The following is an 18,010-nucleotide window of genomic DNA, read 5'->3' as shown; positions in this document are numbered from 1 at the left end:
CGCTCGTTCTACACGCTGTGGCGCCGGAATCGGAGCGAACTGCTCCACCCGGAGGGGTGATTAGCCTGTTCACATGCGCCCGGCCGCCCCGCTCGCGCCGTACGTCGCGTCCCTCTCGGCGTACGACGTCGACCTGGGCGCACCCGGCATCCACCGAGGTCTGCCGTCGACGACCGTGACGTTCGTGCTGCCCGTCGGCGAGCCGCTCGACGTCTCGTGGGCGGGCGAGCCCGGCAGCCGCAGGTGCGGCTGGTCGTCGCTGTCCGGGCTCCACCCCCACCCCGCCGAGATCCACCACCGCGGCCGGCAGGAGGGGGTACAGGTGGCGCTGACGTTCGCGGGGGCACGTGCGCTGCTCGGCCTCCCCGCCGCCGCGCTCGCAGGCGGGTTGCTGGAGCTCGACGAGCTCGAGGCGGCGGTTCCACGGCTGCGTCACCTCCCGGAGCGGCTCGCCGCCGCGCAGCCGGCGGAGCGGGCGGCGGTGGTCGCCTCGGCCCTCCACGCCGAGCTGGCGCGGCGCCAGCCCGACTCTCCGCGGGGCGAGGTCGAGCGCGCCTGTCACCTCCTGGCGCGCGGCGTCCCGGTGCAGGCCGTCGCCGACGACGTCGGCTACAGCCGACGGCACCTGGGGGCGCTCGTCCGGGCCGAGACCGGACTGTCGCCGAAGCAGGTGCAGCGACTCGGCCGGTTCGAGGCCTCCCGCGCGAGGGTCGGCCGAGTCCCGCTGGCCGACGTCGCGCACGCGTGCGGGTACGCGGACCAGGCGCACCTCACCCGCGAGTGGGTTGCGCTGGCCGGCTGCCCGCCGTCCACCTGGCTGCGGGAGGAGTTCCCATTCCTCCAAGACCTGGGTGGCGATGCCGCGGCACGCTGGCCGCATGAGTGACGCCCAGCACATCAAGCACTGGCAGAGCCTCGCGTTCCGTGACGCGGACACGATGATGCGTTGGCTCGGTGCGGTCGGGTTCGTCGAGCACGCGACGTATCGCGACGAGGCCGACCCGTCGGTCGTCGTCCATGCCGAGTGGCTGTGGCCCGAGGGCGGAGGGATCATGTTCGGCTCGCTGCGCGAGGGCGGCGTGGTCCGCAACGCCGGCGGGTCGGCGGCCTACCTGGTGACCGCCGACCCCGACGCGGCGTTCGACCGGGCGGTCGCCGCCGGGGCGTGCGTGGTCCGCGAGATGGTCGAGGAGGACTACGGCGGCCGGGGTGGCAGCGTCGAGGACCCCGAGGGCAACCACTGGTCCTTCGGCAGCTACCAGCCCTCCTGAGCCTCGCTGAGCCAGGGACCCGCCGGGTGAGACCGGCGCGAGGGTGGGGCGTCGCGTCGATAACCTTGCGGCGTGGCAGTCAGGGCAGTGCGAGGAGCGACCCAGCTCGACGAGGACACGCGCGACCACATGCTCGAGCGGGTCGCCGAGATGGTCGTGGACGTGATGGCGGCCAACGGACTCGAGGTCGACGACTTCATCTCGGTGATCTTCACCGCGACCTCCGACCTGGTCTCGGAGTTCCCGGCGTACGCCGCGCGCCGGCTCGGCTTCGGCGACGTGCCACTGATCTGCGCCCGCGAGCTGGAGATCGCCGGCTCGATGCCGCGGGTGGTGCGGATGATGGCGCACGTCGAGACCGACCTGCCGCGCTCCGACATCACCCACGTCTACCTGCACGGTGCGGCGGCGCTGCGCACCGACCTGACCCGGGTCCGGTCGGTGCCCGACGATGAGTAGCGAGCTGACCGGACCGGTCGAGGTCGTCGGCGCCGGGCTGCTCGGCACCTCGATCGGGCTGGCCTGCCGCCGCGCCGGCCTCGACGTCCTGCTGTCCGACGCCGCGGTCGAGCACGTGCGCACGGCCTCCGGCCTCGGCGCCGGCCGGCCCAGCGCCACGGACGACCGGCCGCAGCTCGTGGTCGTGGCCGTGCCGCCCGACGCGCTCAGCGGGGTCATCGCACAGGCGCTGCGGGACCGTCCCGAGGCCGTGGTCACCGACGTGGGCAGCGTGAAGTCCGGCCTCGCCGCGCAGGTGGAGCGGGCCGTGGGTCCGGAGGTGGCGAGCCGCTACGTCGGCGGGCACCCGATGGCCGGCTCGGAGCGGTCCGGGCCGTTGGCCGCGACGCCCGTGCTCTTCGACGGCCGTCCGTGGGCGATCACGCCGCACGACGGCAACGAGGCCGCCGCCGTACGCCTGGTCGAGGCGCTCGCGGTGCTGTGCGGCGCCGTGCCGGTGCCGCTCAGCCCGGAGGAGCACGACAAGGCGGTCGCGCGGACGTCCCACGTGCCGCACCTGCTCGCCTCGCTGGTCGCGGGACGCCTGGTCGGCGCTCCGGAGCAGCACCTCGCGCTGTCCGGTCAGGGAGTCCGGGACGTCACCCGCGTCGCGGCGGGCAGCCCGGCGCTGTACGGCCAGATCGTCTCCGCGAATGCCCAGGCCGTGCTCGGCCTCCTCGCCGAGGTCCGGGCGCAGCTGGACACCGTGATCGACGCCGTGGCGGCCGACGACCGGCACGCCCTCGAGACCGTGCTCGCCCAGGGCGTCGCCGGCACCCGCGCGATCCCCGGCAAGCACGGCGGCCCCGCGCGGCCCACCCGATCGGTGTTCGTCTCGGTGCCCGACCACCCCGGCGAGCTCGCCCGCCTGTTCGCCGACGCCGGCGCCAGCGGGGTCAACATCGAGGACGTCCACATCGACCACGACCCGGGCCGGCCCGTCGGACTGGTCGAACTCGTGGTCGACGAGACCCGCGCCGAGCACCTGCTGACGTCTCTGGAGTCACGGGGATGGGTGACTCACCGGTAGGCTGCGGCCCCGTGGAGCACACCTCGAGCACGCCCGCCCCCGACGCTCTCGTCGGTCTTGTGATCGCCGTCGACGGCACCTCGGGATCGGGCAAGTCGAGCACGTCGCGCGGCGTCGCGACCCGGCTTGGCCTGCGCTACCTCGACACCGGCGCGATGTTCCGCGCGATGACCTGGTGGCTGCTGCGTGAGGGCGTCGACGTCCACGACGCCGGCGCGGTCGCGGCGCGCTGCGGCGAGCCCGACATCGTCTCCGGGACCGACCCGGAGAATCCGACGATCACCGTCGACGGCACCGACGTCGCCGTGGAGATCCGCGGTGACGCGGTCAACGGTGCGGTGTCGCCCGTCAGCGCCGTCCCCGAGGTGCGCGCCCGCCTGCTGGACCTGCAGCGCGCGGTCATCGCCCGCGAGACCCGCGCCGGGGGCATCGTCGTGGAGGGCCGCGACATCGGCTCGGTCGTCGCGCCGGACGCCCCGGTCAAGGTCTACCTGAGCGCCGACCCGGAGGCCCGCGCCGTACGCCGGGCTGCCGAGCAGGGTGCGACCGGCGCGACCGACGTGGCCGCGACCCAGGAGTCCCTGCTCGCCCGGGACCGGATAGACTCGGGCCGCGCCACGGCGCCGCTCGTGCGGGCCGACGGTGCGGTGCACATCGACACCACGCCGTACTCCCTCGAGGAGGTCATCGGGCTGGTCGTCGGGCTGGTCGAGGACGCCGACGCGCGCGTGAGGGCGGCGCGATGAGGGCGCGATGAAGGACCTCTCGGCCCACCGCGAGCTGCCGCGCAGCGACACCGCCCGGGGCGCGCCCCGCTACGCGCTGTACTCGCCGTTGCGGCCGCTGGCCCGCTGGCTGATCCGGCGGTGGTACGACGTGCGCGTCCACCAGCCCGAGCAGGTGCCGCGCCACGGCCCGGTGATCTACGCCTCCAACCACGTGGGCGTCCTCGACGGCCCGCTGCTCGCGATCTTCGCGCCGCGGCCGGCGCACGCGCTGACGAAGATCGAGCTGTTCCGGGGGCTGTTCGGCCGGTTCCTGATCCAGGCCGGCCAGATCCCGCTGGACCGGTTCCGGCCCGATCCGGCCGCGGTGAAGACCTGCCTCAAGGTGCTGCGCGGCGGGGGAGCGATCGGGATCTACCCCGAGGGCGGTCGTGGGGCCGGCGACCTGCGGCGCTTCCACCGTGGCGCGGCGTACCTGGCGCTGGTGTCCGGCGCCCCCGTCGTACCCGTGACCATGCTCGGCAGCCGTGAGCCCGGCGGCCACCACAACTCGCTGCCGCCCCGGCGCTCGCGCATCGACCTCGTGTTCGGCGAGGCCTACCGGATCGACCCGATCCCGTGGCCACGCACCCGGGAACAAGTGGAGAAGTCCTCGTTGTTGCTACGGGAGCACATGCTGGTCCAGCTGGACCGTGCGCGCGCGTCGACCGGCCGGGAGCTGCCGGGTCCGCTGCCCGTGACCGACGTAGACCCAGACCCCGCCACCGGGGTCACCGATCAAGGAGCACCATGACCGAGCTCGAGGGTGCCCCTGACGGCACCCCGGATGCCACCGCGGACGCCGAAGCACTCGGCCCCGTTCCCGTCCTCGCCGTCGTCGGACGGCCCAACGTCGGCAAGTCGACGCTGGTCAACCGGATCATCGGCCGCCGCGAGGCGGTCGTCGAGGACGTCCCCGGCGTCACCCGCGACCGGGTGTCCTACGACGCCAACTGGAACGGCCGCGCCTTCACCGTGGTCGACACCGGCGGCTGGGACCCCGACGCCCGGGGGCTCGCCGAGCGGATCGCCGCCCAGGCCGAGGTCGCGGTCACGCTCGCCGACGCCGTGCTGTTCGTCGTCGACGCGACCGTCGGCATCACCGACGCCGACGAGGCCGTGGTCAGGATCCTGCGCAAGTCGGGCAAGCCTGTCGTGCTGGCCGCGAACAAGGTCGACGACCAGCGCACCGAGGCCGAGGCCTACGGGCTGTGGAACCTCGGACTGGGGGAGCCGTGGCCCGTGTCCGCGCTCCACGGCCGCGGGTCGGGCGACATGCTCGACGCGATCCTCGACGCCCTGCCCGAGCCGCCGCCCGAGCGCGAGCCGGAGGCCCGCGGGCCGCGCCGGATCGCGATCGTCGGCAAGCCCAACGTCGGCAAGTCCTCCCTGCTCAACAAGTTGGCCGGTGAGGAGCGCGTCGTCGTCGACAACGTGGCCGGCACCACGGTCGACCCGGTCGACGAGCTCATCGAGCTGGGCGGAAAGACCTGGCGGTTCATCGACACCGCCGGCATCCGCAAGCGGGTCAAGGAGGCCTCCGGGCACGAGTACTACGCCTCCCTGCGGACCTCGACCGCTATCGACCGCGCCGAGGTGGCGGTCCTGGTCGTCAACGGCGGCGAGTCGATCTCCGAGCAGGACGTCCGGATCCTGCAGACCGTCCGCGAGGCGGGCCGGGCGCTGGTCATCGCGTTCAACAAGTGGGACCTCGTCGACGAGGAGCGCCGCTACTACCTCGACCGCGAGATCGAGCGCGAGCTCGTCCAGGTGCAGTGGGCGCCGCGGATCAACATCACCGCCAAGACCGGCTGGCACGTCGACCGGCTCGTCCCGGCGCTGGAGAAGGCACTGGAGGGCTGGGAGACCCGGATCTCCACCGGCGCGCTGAACGGGTTCCTCGGCCGGCTGGTCGCCGAGCACCCGCACCCGGTGCGCAGCGGCAAGCAGCCCAAGATCCTGTTCGGCACCCAGGCCTCGACCGCGCCGCCGATGTTCGTGCTGTTCACCAGCGGCCGGCTCGACGCGGGCTACGAGCGGTTCATCGAGCGCCGGCTGCGCGAGGAGTTCGGGTTCGTCGGCACCCCGATCATCCTGCAGCAGCGGCCGCGGGAGAAGCGCAAGCGGTAGGCCCGGCCGGTCCGAGGGCTACCGTCGGTCCATGCGCAGGCTCGTGCTCCTCGCGGTGGTCGGCTTGCTGGCCGGCTCGTCGGCCGCCGCGCCGTCGTCCGCCGGCCGGCCGGTGTACGACGCCAGGCCGGTCGGCGGCACGTCGTGCTCGGCGTTCCCGGCCGACAGCTGGTGGCATGCCGACGTCCGCGACCTCCCGGTGCACGCCCGCAGCCGGGCCTGGCTCTCGCACATGTCGACCGGCGTGGACCTGCACCCTGACTTCGGCCCGTCGTACGGCGCCGGGCCCGACTACGGCATCCCGATCACGGTCGTGAGGCCGTCGCACCCGAAGGTACGGGTCCGGTTCGACTACGCGAGCGAGAGCGACCGGGTGCGGTACCCGCTCGGCGTGGACACCCGGATCGAGGGCGGCCGGGGGTCGGCGGGGGACAAGCACGCGATCGTGGTCGACCGCGGCTCGTGCCGCCTCTACGAGACCTGGAACACCCGGGTGCGCGGCGGACGCTGGGTCGCCGGCTCGGGAGCGGTGTGGTCGTTGACGTCCAACCGGCTGCGGCCAGACGGGTGGACGTCTGCTGACGCCGCGGGGCTGCCGATCCTGCCCGGGCTGCTGCGCTGGAACGAGGTCAGGGCCGGCAGGGTCGACCACGCGATCCGGTTCACCACCGACGTCACGAGCCGCCACCACCTGTGGCCGGCCCGGCACGACGCCGGCTCGCAGGACTCCCGGGCCTACCCGCCGATGGGCGCGCGGTTCCGGCTGCGGGCCGGGTTCTCGACCCGGGGCTTCTCGGCGTACGCCGTCGCGGTGATCGCCGCGATGAAGAAGTACGGCCTGGTGCTCGCCGACAACGGCTCGCCGTGGTACTTCCAGGGGGAGCAGAACGCCCGGTGGCCCGCGTCCCTGGTGGAGGAGCTCAAGGAGATCCCGGCGTCGGCCTTCGTCGCCGTCGACATCTCGTCGCTGAAGGTGTCCGACGACAGCGGCCAGGTCCGGGACTGACGCGATCCCGTCGGGTCGTGTGCCCCCCGACGCGCCATGGCGCGGGCGCAGGCACACGACCCGATTCCGGGTCATCGCCCCGGCTGCGGTAGTGTTCACGCCGCTCGGGTGGTCGCGCTTGTCGGGACCGCGCGGAGTGTTCGGGCTGTGGCGCAGCTTGGTAGCGCACTTGACTGGGGGTCAAGGGGTCGCAGGTTCAAATCCTGTCAGCCCGACAAAGTGATGTCTCAGGACATCGCGGACACCCGGACCCACGGAAGCGTGGGTCCGGGTGTTCTTCATCTGGCGGTTCGCGCGCCATCGGTCCGGGCGGCCACCTCATGGAGCAGCGGCGCCCGGGCTTCGGCTCTCCCATGCGGTGGGCGGCAGACACCTCGCGAGAAATGAGCGGGGTTCATCCATTGCCGGATTGGTGCGCACCCAGGAGCATGGTCGCGTGTTCGCGATCCGTGCGGCGCATGCGTTCGACGGCAACCGGTTCCTGCCTGGTGGGGCGACGGTTGTGGTCGCCGGTGACCGGATCGTCGACGTCGATACGGATCGTGTCGACCTCCCGGCAGATGTCGACGTCGCCGAGTACGACGGCACGGTGCTCCCTGGCCTGATCGACTGTCACACCCACCTGGTCGCTGATTGCACCGTGGGTGGGCTCGAACGCACGGCGGCCATGACCGACGGGGAGATCGACGCGATCATCATCGCGTCGCTGCGCGCCCACGCTGCCGCCGGCGCGACGACAGTCCGGGACCTGGGCGACATCCGATACCGCACGCTCGGATTCCGCGATGCTCCGGGTCTGCCCCGCGTGGTCGCGTCGGGGCCGCCGGTCACCACCCCCGGTGGGCACTGCCACTTCCTCGGCGGCGCCGTCGGCGGAGTGCTCGATGCTGACCTCCGTTCCGCAGTCCGCGAACGCGCCGAGCGAGGCGTGGATGTGATCAAGGTGATGGCCTCCGGCGGGTTCGCGACCCCGGGGAGCGATCAGCTGGGTGCGCAGTTCACGGCGGCCGAGCTGACCGTCCTCGTCGAGGAGGCACACCGAGTTGGTCTGCCCTTGGTCGCACACGCCCACTCCCTCGTCGCGATGGAGAACGCCGTGGCGGCCGGCGCGGACGGTATCGAGCACTTCACCGGTCTGTCCTCGGCGCACGGCTCGAGGATCGACGACGACCTTCTTGATGAGGTGGCTCGACGAGGCGTGTACGTGGACCTCACCATGGGGAATGACCGCAGCTTCCACGCGCTGATGCCGACGCCGCCTCCGCCGCTCGCCGAGCTCATGGCACGGTTCGGAGTCAGCAGCTTCGATGAGTTCTACGCTGCGCGGATCGCTGAGCTCGCCAGGCTGAGGGAGCACGCCGTTCGGGTGATCACCGGAGTCGATTCCGGGATGGCGCCACCGAAACGGCACGGCAATGTGTGGCGCACGGTCGGGGAGATGGTCGAAGGGGGTTACTCGACGGCCGACGCCCTCGCGGCCGCGACATCGGCCAGTGCGCAGGCATGCGGTCTCGCCGGCGAGACCGGGCGCCTCGCGCCGGGCCATGCCGCTGACGTGCTTGTGGTGGACGGTGACGTCTCCCGGGACACCTCCACCCTGGGCAGTCCCCGAGCGATCCTCGTGCGCGGAATCCCGGTGCAAAGAGAGACAAGCGGGTGATTGGGGGGACCGGCCCCAGGCAGCGGGCGGGCACGCCCGATCCCTCTCGCGCGACCCGGTGGCGGCGCCCGGCAGGGGTGGGCGACGAAGCAGCCGTTGAACGGGTCCTCCTCGAGGTCGTGGGGGTGACGTCTGCGAAGCGAGCCTCCCGGACCATCCGCTCGGCGGTCTGCCTTCCCTAGACGGTGCCGAGACCGACCCCGCCATGCCCGACACGCACCTGCAGTGGGTGGTCGAGGAACACGTACAGCGGGCCGTGAGGCTCGTCGGAGTTTGAACCAGTTAGATTCTGTCGATTCATGGAATGAGGTATCGTAAAGCGGGCAGCCAGGACCGAGGAGGTGGCGGGGATGAGTGACCCGTCCGGCAAGGACACCCTGTTCGCCGAGTTCGCCGCCGTCGGCAAGGTCCTCGGCCATCCCAAGCGGCTCGAGATCATCGACCTCCTCGCGCAGGGGCCGCGGAGCGTCGAGGGCCTCGCCGCCGCCGCGGCGCTCGGCATGAGCACCTGCTCCGCGCACCTCCAGACCCTGCGTGCGTCCGGCCTGGTCGAGCCGCGCCGCGAGGGCAAGTGGGTCTACTACTCGCTCGCCGGTGACGACGTCGCGCGGCTGTGGGAGCAGCTGCGGGGGGTCGCGCTCGCCCACCGGCCGCACACCGAGCCCGCCCGTCGCGCCTATCTCGGTCCGGAGGACACCGACGAGGTCGACACCGCCGAGCTGCTGCGGCGCATGGAGGCGGGAGACGCGGTCGTCCTCGACGTACGGCCCGGAGCCGAGTACGCCGGCGGCCACCTGCGCGGGGCGATCCACATCCCGCTCGAGGAGCTCTCCGAGCGGCTGGCCGAGCTGCCCGCGGACCTCGAGATCGTCGCCTACTGCCGGGGGCGGTACTGCGTGCTGGCCCACGACGCGGTCCGGCTGCTGAACGCTCGTGGGCTCAGGGCCCGGCGGGCCGCCGACGGCGTCCTGGAGTGGCGCGTCTCCGGCCTGGCCCTCGAGACCGATGCCGCCTGACGCGCGAGCCGAGGAGCGCACGCCCATGACGCACAACGCACTGCCACCGTGGCGCTCGGTGCTGGCCGTCGTCGCGCATCCCGACGACGAGTCGTTCGCCCTGGGGGCGATCCTCGCCGCCTTCGCCGCAGCCGGCGCCCGGGTGTCCGTCCTGTGCCTGACCCGCGGCGAGGCCTCCACCCTGCACGGCGTCCCCGGAGACCTCACCGAGCTGCGCACCGACGAGCTCACCGCAGCCGCCGCCGCCCTCGGCCTGCAGTCGGTCGAGCTCCTGGCCTACCCCGACGGGCACCTCCCCGAGGTCGGCCTCGACCAGCTCGCCGCACACGTGATCTCCGCAGCCGAGGGCGTCGGTGCCGACGGACTCATCGGGTTCGACCTCGATGGCGTCACCGGTCACCCGGACCACGCCCACGCCACCGCCGCCGCCGTCCGCGCCGCAGAGACCCTGGACCTGCCGGTCCTCGGCTGGACGGTGCCCGCCACGGTCGCGCGACAGCTGCGTGAGGAGCACGGTGCCGCCTTCGACGGCCACACCGACAGCGAGATCGACCTGGTCGTGCCGGTGGACCGCACTCGCCAGCTCGACGCCGTGGGATGCCACCCCAGCCAGGCCGTGCCCGGCAGCGTGATGTGGCGCCGCATCGAGCTGCTGGGGGACCACGAGCACCTGCGATGGCTGCGCCGCGGTGCGATCGCAGCGGGCACGGCCCACGACACCGGACGAAGGAGCATCGCGCCGTGAAGCAGATCCTGCTCATCCTCAACGGACCCGCCTACGGTGCCGACGAGACCTACAACGCCGTGCGACTCGCGGTCGCCCTCAGCCGACGCGACGACGCCGAGGTCAAGGTGTTCCTGATGGGCGACGCCGTGACCTGCGCCGTCGCGGGACAGAAGACGCCCGACGGCTACTACACCCTCGACCGGATGCTCCAGGGCTTCGCCCGCCACGGCGGGCGGATCGCCTGTTGCGGCACGTGCCTGGACGCGCGTGGACTCACCGCGGGCCACCTCATCGACGAGGCGCCACGCTCGACGATGGACGAGCTCGCGGCCTGGACGGTCGAGGCCGACGAGGTCCTGACCTTCTGACCGCACGTCCGGCACGCGACGATCCGGCACTCGCTCGCGACAGCCGGCACCGGACGGCGTGCCCGCGTGCCTGGCGGGTCGGTGCGCGGTGCAGGATGGGCTCGTGCGCGCACTCGTGAAGACAACCGCCGGTCCCGGACTCGAGCTCGTCGACGTACCCGAACCGGTCTGCGGGGACCGCGACGTGAAGATCCGGGTGCTGAGAGCGGGCCTGTGCGGCACCGACCTGCACCTGCTGACCTGGGACGACTGGGCCGCCGCGACGGTCAAGACACCGATGACGATCGGGCACGAGTTCTTCGGCGAGGTCGTCGAGGTCGGCTCGGATGTCGACCACGTCTCGGTGGGGGACCGGGTCTCGGGCGAGGGGCACATCGTGTGCGGCGCCTGCCGCAACTGTCGCGCCGGCCGCCGCCAGCTGTGCATCCACACCATCGGGATCGGGGTCAACCGCGACGGCGCGTTCGCCGACTACATCGTGATCCCGGCGACGAACGCGTGGGTGCAGCCGGCGGACCTCGACCCCGACCTCGGCGCGCTGTTCGACCCGCTGGGCAACGCCACCCACACCGCCCTGCAGTGGCCGGTGGTGGGCGAGGACGTGGTGATCACCGGCGCCGGCCCGATCGGCATCATGGCGACCGCGATCGTGCGGCACGCGGGGGCCCGGCGCATCGCGGTGACCGACCTCAGGCCGGAGCGGCTGGCGCTGGCCGCCCGGGCCGGCGCCGACCTCGCGGTCGACCTCTCCCAGGGCCAGGACCTCGCCTGGGCTCAGGAGCAGCTCGGGATGCTCGAGGGGTTCGACATCGGCTTGGAGATGTCCGGCGCGCCCGCCGCCGTGCGCGACATGCTCCTGAACCTCAACCACGGCGGCCGGGTCGCGCTGCTGGGCCTGCCGCACTCGGCGTACGAGATCGACTGGGGTCGGGTGATCACGCACATGATCACGCTGAAGGGGATCTACGGTCGTGAGATGTTCGAGACGTGGTACCTGATGGGCTCGATGCTCGCGACCGGCCCTGCCCTCCGGGACGCCGTACAGTCCGTGATCACGTGGCGCGGGCCTGCGGAGCAGTGGGAAGAGGCGTTCGAGCACACCCGGTCCGGCACCGCCGGCAAGGCCGTCCTGGATTGGAGCTGACACATGTACGGCGACGTCAAGCAGCAGCTGGCCGACACCCTGGCGGAGATCGAGGCCGCCGGTCTCTACAAGCGCGAGCGCGAGATCACCACGCCGCAGGCCGCGCACATCTCCACCACCGCCGGTGACGCGCTGAACTTCTGCGCCAACAACTACCTCGGGTTCTCCGACCACTCCGAGGTGATCGCGGCCAGCAAGGCGGCGCTCGACACCTGGGGCTTCGGGATGAGCTCGGTGCGGTTCATCTGCGGCACCCAGACCCAGCACACCGAGCTGGAGCGGCGGCTCTCGGAGTTCCTGCAGACCGAGGCGACGATCCTCTACAGCTCGTGCTTCGACGCGAACGGCGGCGTCTTCGAGGTGCTCTGCGGCGAGGAGGACGCGATCGTGTCCGACGAGCTCAACCACGCCTCGATCATCGACGGCATCCGGCTGAGCAAGGCGGCCCGCTACCGCTACCGGAACGCCGACATGGCCGACCTGCGCACCCAGCTGGTCGCGGCCCGCGAGGCCGACGCCCGACGGGTGCTGATCGCCACCGACGGCGTGTTCTCCATGGACGGCAGCTACGCCCCGCTCGCCGAGATCTGCGACCTCGCCGACGAGTTCTCCGCGATGGTGCTGGTCGACGACTCCCACGCGGTCGGGTTCGTGGGACCCGGCGGACGCGGCACACCCGAGCTGTTCGGGGTGATGGACCGCGTCGACATCCTCACCGGCACGCTCGGCAAGGCGCTCGGGGGAGCCTCGGGCGGCTACATCGCCTCCCACCGGGAGGTCGTCGACCTGCTGCGGCAGCGGTCGCGTCCCTACCTGTTCTCCAACTCGGTTGCCCCCGGTGTCGTGGCCGGCTCGCTCAAGGCGCTCGACCTGGTGACGTCCTCCAGCGCGGCTCGCGACACCCTCGCCGCCAACAGCGCGCTGTTCCGGTCGCTGATGACCGAGGCGGGGTTCGCGCTGCTGCCCGGCGAGCACCCGATCATCCCGGTGATGTTCCCCGGCGACGACGGCGCCCGGGTGGCGACGGCGATCGCCGACCACATGCTCACGCAGGGCGTCTACGTCATCGCGTTCTCGTTCCCGGTGGTGCCGCGCGGCAAGGCGCGGATCCGGGTCCAGCTGTCGGCCGCGCACGCGGAGGCCGACGTACGCCGGTGCGTGGAGGCGTTCGTGGCCGCCCGAGCCGCCCTCGCCTGAGCAGGGACGCCGCCCCGGGTGACCGGGGTCGCACCCGGGGTCGCACCCGTTCGCCGGTTCCGGACGCTCTGAGCCCGTAACGTGGGTCGGGCCGACGAGGAGGGCGCCGTGGTCACCGACACCCGGGAGTACGACCTGTTCGGGCCCTGGGTCGACGAGGTCCGGTCCGAGGACGACGTCCCGCGTCTCTACCGTCCCCACGGTCTCGACCTGGGAGCGGCCCGGCTGGTGCTCAAGGTGCCGCGGAGCATCGCCCGTCGTGATGCCCACGCCGGCATGGACCTCTACGACCACCTGGTGGCGTTGGAGCCCGAGCACCTGACCGTTCTCAGCCGGCCGGCCACCGGTGGCGGGTACGACGTCCGGCGGGTCGCCTACGCCGACGTGGTCGCGATCGAGGACGTCGTGACGTTGCTGGACGCCCGGGTCCTGGTGCACACCCGCGAGGGAGACGTCGTCACCCTGACCTACAACGGCGCCGACCGGGCCAACCCGGGTCGGCTCGTCGAGGAGCTCCGGCTCCTCGCCGTGCGCCCGCCGGTCGCCCGCGAGGCAGGTGACGCCCTCGAGCCCGGCCGCGCCCCAGGGATGCTCGAGCCGACGGCGCTGGGGCTCGACGACATCGGGGTCGTGAACGCCCACCGGGCGGTGGCCGCCAGCAGACCGGAGCTGCGGGTGGTGGCGTCGCACGGCAGGCGGGTCGTGCGACCCGGCGGCGACGGGCTGGAGGGGGCTGCCCGGCGCGTCGCCCACGCGCTGCGCCCGATGACGCTGCACGCGGCCGTCGTCGCCGCGGACGAGGACACCGTCGAGGTGTTCGGGCGCATCGGGCTGGCCCGCGGTCGGTCACCCGTCCACACGCTCTCCCGGGTGCTCGTGACGCGACGCGCTCTGGACGGTGTCGAGGACGAGGCCCACCCGGCGTACCCCGACGTCGCGCTCGTGTCACTGGTGGCGGGGCTGGCGCGCGTCGTCGTGCCCGTGCCGACGGGATCACCGGCCGCGAGAGTGCTGTCCGCCCTGGTCCACAGCTGAACCGGGGGCGCGGTCGTCAGGCGCGCACCGATGTGGTCTGATGTCTGTGTCGCGTTGCTCGGAGCGAGGACGAACGGGGGTTCGGATGGCGCGCAGGTCTGCAGTCGACCGCGGGGACGACAGCGTCGTCGGTCGTGAGGGACGCGTGACCGGTACGGTCGGCCCCGGTCTCGTCGGCGAGGTGATCCTGCCGATCCGAGGCGGCAGCGAGGCGTTCAACGCCTATCCGTACGTCGGCACGGACACACTCCCGATCGGCACCCTCGTGCGGGTCATGGAGTACGCCCAGCCGCGCATCGTCTACGTCTCCGCTGCGCTGTAGCGGCCTGAACCGGAAGCCATCGTCATGACTCTCCTCATCCTGGGCGCGGTCGCGCTCGCCGCCGTCCTCTTCCTCGTGCTCGTCTTCAAGATGATCTGGCGGGTCGCCGAGCCCAACGAGGCGCTGATCATCTCCGGCCTCGGGGCTCACGGTGAGACGCCGGCGGACATGCCGGGTGACACCGGCCGCGGCTTCAAGATCGTGGTCGGCCGCGGCACCGCGGTGATCCCGGGCTTCCAGACCGTGCGCCGGTTCTACCTCGGGCTGCGCACCACCACGCTGACCGTCAAGGCGGTGTCGAGCCAGTCGATCCCGCTGACCGTCAAGGGCGTCGTCGTCTTCAAGGTCGCCGACGACAAGGCGAGCATCGCGAACGCCGCCCGCCGCTTCCTCGAGCAGGACGAGGAGACGCTGGTCAGCACGATCCACGAGCTCTTCGCCGGCCACCTCCGTGCGATCGTCGGCGGCATGACGGTCGAGGGGATGCTCCACGACCGGGAGTCGCTGACCGCGAACATCCGCACCTCGCTGGCCGACGACCTGGGCAAGCTCGGGCTGATCGTCGACTCCCTGCAGATCCAGGAGATCGACGACGAGGTCGGCTACATCAACAACCTCGGCAAGCCGCAGGCCGCCGCGATCGAGGCCGCGGCCCGGATCGCCGCCGCGCAGCGCGACCAGGAGGCCACCCAGGCCGAGCAGGTCGCCGACGCCCGCAAGGCCGAGGCGGTCCGGCAGTCCCAGATCGAGCAGGCCGGCTACCAGGCCGAGGTCGACACCGCGAAGGCCCAGGCGGCCCAGGCCGGACCGCTCACCGAGGCCCAGGCCCGCCAGGAGGTCGTCAAGGCCGAGACGGCGGCCGCCGAGCTCGACGCGCAGCGCGCCGAGAAGGTCCTCGACACCCAGATCCGCAAGCCCGCGGACGCCGAGGCCTACCGGCAGGTCACGCTGGCCGACGCCGACCGCCAGGCGAAGATCGCCCGGGCCCGGGCCGAGGCCGAGGAGACCACCCTGCGCGGTGACGCCGAGGCGCGGGCCACCGCCGCCACCGGCGAGGCCGAGGCGAAGGCGATCCAGGCTCGTGGCCTCGCCGAGGCCGCCGGCATCAAGGCGCGAGCCGAGGCGCTCGCCGAGAACCAGGACGCGGTGATCGCGCAGACCATCGCCGAGCACTACCCGGAGATCGTGAAGGCGGGTGCCTCGGCGCTCGGCAACATCGACAACCTCGTCGTGCTCAACGGCGCCGACGGCATGGAGGACATGCTGGGCAAGGCGCTCACGATGGGCGGCGCCGGACTCGGCCTGGCGCAGAACCTGATCACCTCGATCAAGGGCGGCGCGGCCACCAACGGCAGCAGTCCGGCTCCCGCCCCCGCAGCCAGCCGGCCGACGGCCGACGCCACGGAGTGACCCGCGCCGGCGGCCCGGCGTAGGTCGCTCGGCCTGGACTCAGGCGGGGTGGATCACGCCGTGCCGGCGCGGGGCCCGCCCGACGTCCGGTGCGCGCTCGGGCTCCGGGGCCGCGGTGTCGGCGCGGGTGGCCTGGCAGGCCCGGCCGACGGCGACGAGGAAGACGCCCGTGAGGGCGACCACCATGAGGATCACGCCGATGAGGAACAGCACCCAGAACGTGGGTGGGTGCTCGGCGATCGGGTAGTTCTGGCCGGGGTTCATCGGGTCCTCCCGCGGGGGCTCGGTGCGCGGTCGTGACGACGATCACCTCCGGCCCGGCGTGCTCGGCAGGGTCCCGGGTCCCGTCAGGGACGGGACTTTGTGCCCAGGCCCTGGGTCACCGCGCCCGCCTCCTATGCTGGGCTGCCCATGAGCGGGATCCTGGTCGCCGGCACCACCTCCGACGCCGGCAAGAGCGTCGTCACCACCGCGTTGTGCCGCTCGCTGGCGCGCGCGGGGGTGAAGGTGGCGCCGTTCAAGGCGCAGAACATGTCGAACAACTCCATGGTCTGCGCCGACGGCGCGGAGATCGGCCGCGCGCAGTGGGTCCAGGCCGTCGCGGCGAACGCCGAGCCCGAGGCCGCGATGAACCCGGTGCTGCTCAAGCCCGGCAGCCTGCGCAGCCACCTGGTCGTGATGGGTCGCGCGGCCGGTGAGGTCGGTGCCCGCGACTTCGCGGGCCGGCGCGACCGGCTGACCCGCGCGGCGTACGACGCGTTCGACGACCTGGCGGCGCGCTACGACGTCGTCGTCGCCGAGGGCGCCGGGAGCCCGGCCGAGATCAACCTGCGGGCGGGGGACTACGTCAACATGGGGCTGGCACGGCACGCCGGCCTGCCGACCGTGGTGGTCGGCGACATCGACCGCGGCGGGCTGCTGGCCGCGATGTTCGGCACCGTGGCGCTGCTCGAGCCGGCGGACCAGCGGCTGGTCGCGGGGTTCGTGGTGAACAAGTTCCGCGGCGACCTGTCGCTGCTCCGGCCCGGGCTCGACGAGCTCGAGCGGCTCACCGGCCGCACCGTGTACGGCGTGCTGCCGTGGCACCCCGACCTGTGGCTGGACTCCGAGGACACCCTCGACCTGGCCGGCCGGCGGGCACGGGACGACCGGGCGGCGCTCAAGGTGGCCGTGGTGCGGCTGCCGCGGATCAGCAACGCCACCGACGCCGACGCACTGGGTCTGGAGCCCGGACTGGACGTGGTGTTCGCGGCCGACCCGCGCGCGATCGCCGACGCCGACCTCGTGGTGCTGCCGGGGACGCGCGCGACCATCGCCGACCTCGCCTGGCTGCGCGACCGCGGGCTCGACCGCGCGATCCACGCCCACGCCGCGGCCGGGAGGCCGGTCCTGGGCATCTGCGGCGGCTTCCAGCTGCTCGGCCGGAGCGTGTCCGACCCGGCCGGCGTGGAGGGCGCGGCCGGCGCCGTGGCCGACGGGCTCGGGCTGCTCGACGTACGCACCGACTTCGCCGCGGAGAAGGTGCTGCGGCTGCCGCGCGGCACCGCGCTCGGTGCCGCGGCGAGCGGCTACGAGATCCACCACGGCGTCGTGACGCGAGGCGAGGACGCCGAGGAGTTCCTCGGCGGCGCCCGGTCCGGCCACGTGTTCGGGACGATGTGGCACGGCGCCCTGGAGGGCGACGCGTTCCGCACGGCGTTCCTGACCGAGGTGGCGCGGCTCACCGGGCACGTGTGGGAGCCTTCCGGGGTGAGCTTCGGAGCAGCACGCCAACGCCGGCTGGAGCTGCTCGCCGACCTCGTCGAGGAGCACCTCGACGTCGCCGCGATCGCCGGCCTGGCCACCGACGGCGCCCCGTCCGGGCTGCCGGTGCTGCCGCCGGGCGCCGACCGGTGAAGGTCCTGGTCACCGGGGGCGTGCGCTCCGGGAAGTCCACCCACGCCGAGCGGCTGCTCCGCGCCGAGACCACCGTCAGGTACGTCGCGCCGGGGCCGACCCCCGAGGAGGACGACGACCCCGACTGGGCGGCACGCATCGCGGCCCACCGCGCCCGCCGGCCGGCGCACTGGGCGACCGTCGAGACCCGCGACCTGGCCGACGCCCTGTCGAGGGCGGGGGAGAGCGCTGTGCTCGTCGACTGCCTCGGCACCTGGCTCACCGCGGCGCTGGACGAGGCCGAGCTCTGGGACGCACCCGCCGACGTGGTCCACGCCCACGTCGCCGCCGCGACCGACGCCGCCGTGGCCGCGCTGCTGGCGGCCTCGGGCTCGGTGGTGGTGGTCACCAATGAGGTCGGCCTGGGCGTGGTGCCCGAGCACCGCTCGGGCCGGCTGTTCCGCGACCTTCTCGGCGTGGTCAACCAGCGGTTCGCCGGCGCCTGCGACGAGGTGCACCTCGTCGTGGCCGGGCGCGTGCTGCGGCTCTGACCGTGA

The 18,010-nt window shown here is 73.0% G+C and carries 20 protein-coding genes and 1 tRNA gene; 20 read left to right on the top strand and 1 reads right to left on the bottom strand.

Features of this window, described 5'->3' with window-relative positions:
- Positions 1–73: 73 nt before the first annotated feature.
- The 18 genes from QQZ14_RS17960 to QQZ14_RS17875 all read left to right on the top strand — a co-directional run bounded on the left by QQZ14_RS17960 (position 74) and on the right by QQZ14_RS17875 (position 15,578).
- A complete protein-coding gene (locus tag QQZ14_RS17960; protein WP_284535754.1) occupies positions 74–886 on the top strand; it encodes a helix-turn-helix domain-containing protein in 813 nt (270 codons plus the stop codon).
- The gene (locus tag QQZ14_RS17955) at positions 879–1,271 is read left to right on the top strand and encodes a VOC family protein (protein ID WP_284535753.1); all 393 of its coding nucleotides are present in this window, start codon (positions 879–881) and stop codon (positions 1,269–1,271) included. The genes QQZ14_RS17960 and QQZ14_RS17955 overlap by 8 nt, the downstream gene beginning before the upstream one ends.
- Before the next feature lie 72 nt (positions 1,272–1,343).
- A complete protein-coding gene (gene aroH / locus QQZ14_RS17950) occupies positions 1,344–1,730 on the top strand; it encodes a chorismate mutase (protein WP_284535752.1) in 387 nt (128 codons plus the stop codon).
- The gene (locus tag QQZ14_RS17945; protein WP_284535751.1) at positions 1,723–2,799 is read left to right on the top strand and encodes a prephenate dehydrogenase; all 1,077 of its coding nucleotides are present in this window, start codon (positions 1,723–1,725) and stop codon (positions 2,797–2,799) included. Before aroH ends, QQZ14_RS17945 begins: the two co-directional genes overlap by 8 nt.
- Before the next feature lie 11 nt (positions 2,800–2,810).
- Entirely contained in the window at positions 2,811–3,545 is a 735-nt protein-coding gene (cmk, locus tag QQZ14_RS17940) for a (d)CMP kinase (protein WP_342395244.1), read from the top strand.
- Positions 3,546–3,552: 7 nt separating this feature from the next.
- Complete coding sequence (locus tag QQZ14_RS17935) at positions 3,553–4,317, top strand: lysophospholipid acyltransferase family protein (RefSeq protein ID WP_284535749.1); 765 nt, start codon at positions 3,553–3,555, stop codon at positions 4,315–4,317.
- The gene (gene der, locus QQZ14_RS17930) at positions 4,314–5,693 is read left to right on the top strand and encodes a ribosome biogenesis GTPase Der (protein WP_284535748.1); all 1,380 of its coding nucleotides are present in this window, start codon (positions 4,314–4,316) and stop codon (positions 5,691–5,693) included. The genes QQZ14_RS17935 and der overlap by 4 nt, the downstream gene beginning before the upstream one ends.
- A gap of 31 nt (positions 5,694–5,724) precedes the next feature.
- A complete protein-coding gene (locus QQZ14_RS17925; RefSeq protein WP_284535747.1) occupies positions 5,725–6,699 on the top strand; it encodes a hypothetical protein in 975 nt (324 codons plus the stop codon).
- Between the two features lie 141 nt (positions 6,700–6,840).
- A tRNA-Pro gene (locus QQZ14_RS17920) sits at positions 6,841–6,914 on the top strand.
- 221 nt (positions 6,915–7,135) lie between these two features.
- Positions 7,136–8,359 carry an amidohydrolase family protein gene (locus tag QQZ14_RS17915; RefSeq protein WP_284535746.1) on the top strand — a complete coding sequence of 408 codons (1,224 nt, stop codon included), beginning with the start codon at positions 7,136–7,138 and terminating at the stop codon, positions 8,357–8,359.
- Between the two features lie 350 nt (positions 8,360–8,709).
- The gene (locus QQZ14_RS17910) at positions 8,710–9,375 is read left to right on the top strand and encodes an ArsR/SmtB family transcription factor (RefSeq protein WP_284535745.1); all 666 of its coding nucleotides are present in this window, start codon (positions 8,710–8,712) and stop codon (positions 9,373–9,375) included.
- Between the two features lie 25 nt (positions 9,376–9,400).
- Complete coding sequence (locus QQZ14_RS17905) at positions 9,401–10,120, top strand: PIG-L family deacetylase (RefSeq protein ID WP_284535744.1); 720 nt, start codon at positions 9,401–9,403, stop codon at positions 10,118–10,120.
- Positions 10,117–10,470 (top strand): DsrE/DsrF/TusD sulfur relay family protein, encoded by a 354-nt coding sequence (locus QQZ14_RS17900; protein ID WP_284535743.1) that lies wholly within the window; start codon positions 10,117–10,119, stop codon positions 10,468–10,470. The genes QQZ14_RS17905 and QQZ14_RS17900 overlap by 4 nt, the downstream gene beginning before the upstream one ends.
- Before the next feature lie 103 nt (positions 10,471–10,573).
- Positions 10,574–11,614: an L-threonine 3-dehydrogenase gene (tdh, locus tag QQZ14_RS17895; protein WP_284535742.1), complete on the top strand. Its 1,041-nt coding sequence runs from the start codon at positions 10,574–10,576 to the stop codon at positions 11,612–11,614.
- Positions 11,615–11,617: 3 nt separating this feature from the next.
- The gene (locus QQZ14_RS17890; protein WP_284535741.1) at positions 11,618–12,811 is read left to right on the top strand and encodes a glycine C-acetyltransferase; all 1,194 of its coding nucleotides are present in this window, start codon (positions 11,618–11,620) and stop codon (positions 12,809–12,811) included.
- Positions 12,812–12,919: 108 nt separating this feature from the next.
- A complete protein-coding gene (locus QQZ14_RS17885; RefSeq protein ID WP_284535740.1) occupies positions 12,920–13,846 on the top strand; it encodes a hypothetical protein in 927 nt (308 codons plus the stop codon).
- 145 nt (positions 13,847–13,991) lie between these two features.
- Positions 13,992–14,168 (top strand): hypothetical protein, encoded by a 177-nt coding sequence (locus tag QQZ14_RS17880; protein WP_284535739.1) that lies wholly within the window; start codon positions 13,992–13,994, stop codon positions 14,166–14,168.
- Between the two features lie 24 nt (positions 14,169–14,192).
- Positions 14,193–15,578, top strand: coding sequence for a flotillin family protein (locus QQZ14_RS17875; protein WP_284535738.1), 1,386 nt, complete (start codon positions 14,193–14,195; stop codon positions 15,576–15,578).
- 39 nt (positions 15,579–15,617) lie between these two features.
- On the opposite strand, the gene QQZ14_RS17870 is transcribed toward QQZ14_RS17875, so the two are convergent.
- Positions 15,618–15,842, bottom strand: coding sequence for a hypothetical protein (locus QQZ14_RS17870; protein WP_284535737.1), 225 nt, complete (start codon positions 15,840–15,842; stop codon positions 15,618–15,620).
- 147 nt (positions 15,843–15,989) lie between these two features.
- Here QQZ14_RS17870 and QQZ14_RS17865 point away from each other — a divergent pair, with 147 nt between their 5' ends.
- Both QQZ14_RS17865 and cobU read left to right on the top strand, forming a co-directional pair.
- Positions 15,990–17,474, top strand: coding sequence for a cobyric acid synthase (locus QQZ14_RS17865; protein ID WP_284535736.1), 1,485 nt, complete (start codon positions 15,990–15,992; stop codon positions 17,472–17,474).
- Positions 17,471–18,004 (top strand): bifunctional adenosylcobinamide kinase/adenosylcobinamide-phosphate guanylyltransferase, encoded by a 534-nt coding sequence (cobU, locus tag QQZ14_RS17860; protein WP_284535735.1) that lies wholly within the window; start codon positions 17,471–17,473, stop codon positions 18,002–18,004. The genes QQZ14_RS17865 and cobU overlap by 4 nt, the downstream gene beginning before the upstream one ends.
- Positions 18,005–18,010 lie beyond the last annotated feature (6 nt).

The sequence above is a fragment of the Nocardioides sp. T2.26MG-1 genome, assembly GCF_950101795.1.
Taxonomy (GTDB): Bacteria; Actinomycetota; Actinomycetes; order Propionibacteriales; family Nocardioidaceae; genus Nocardioides.
Note: the sequence above shows the minus strand (reverse complement) of the source record. Positions and strands in the feature narration are given on the sequence as shown.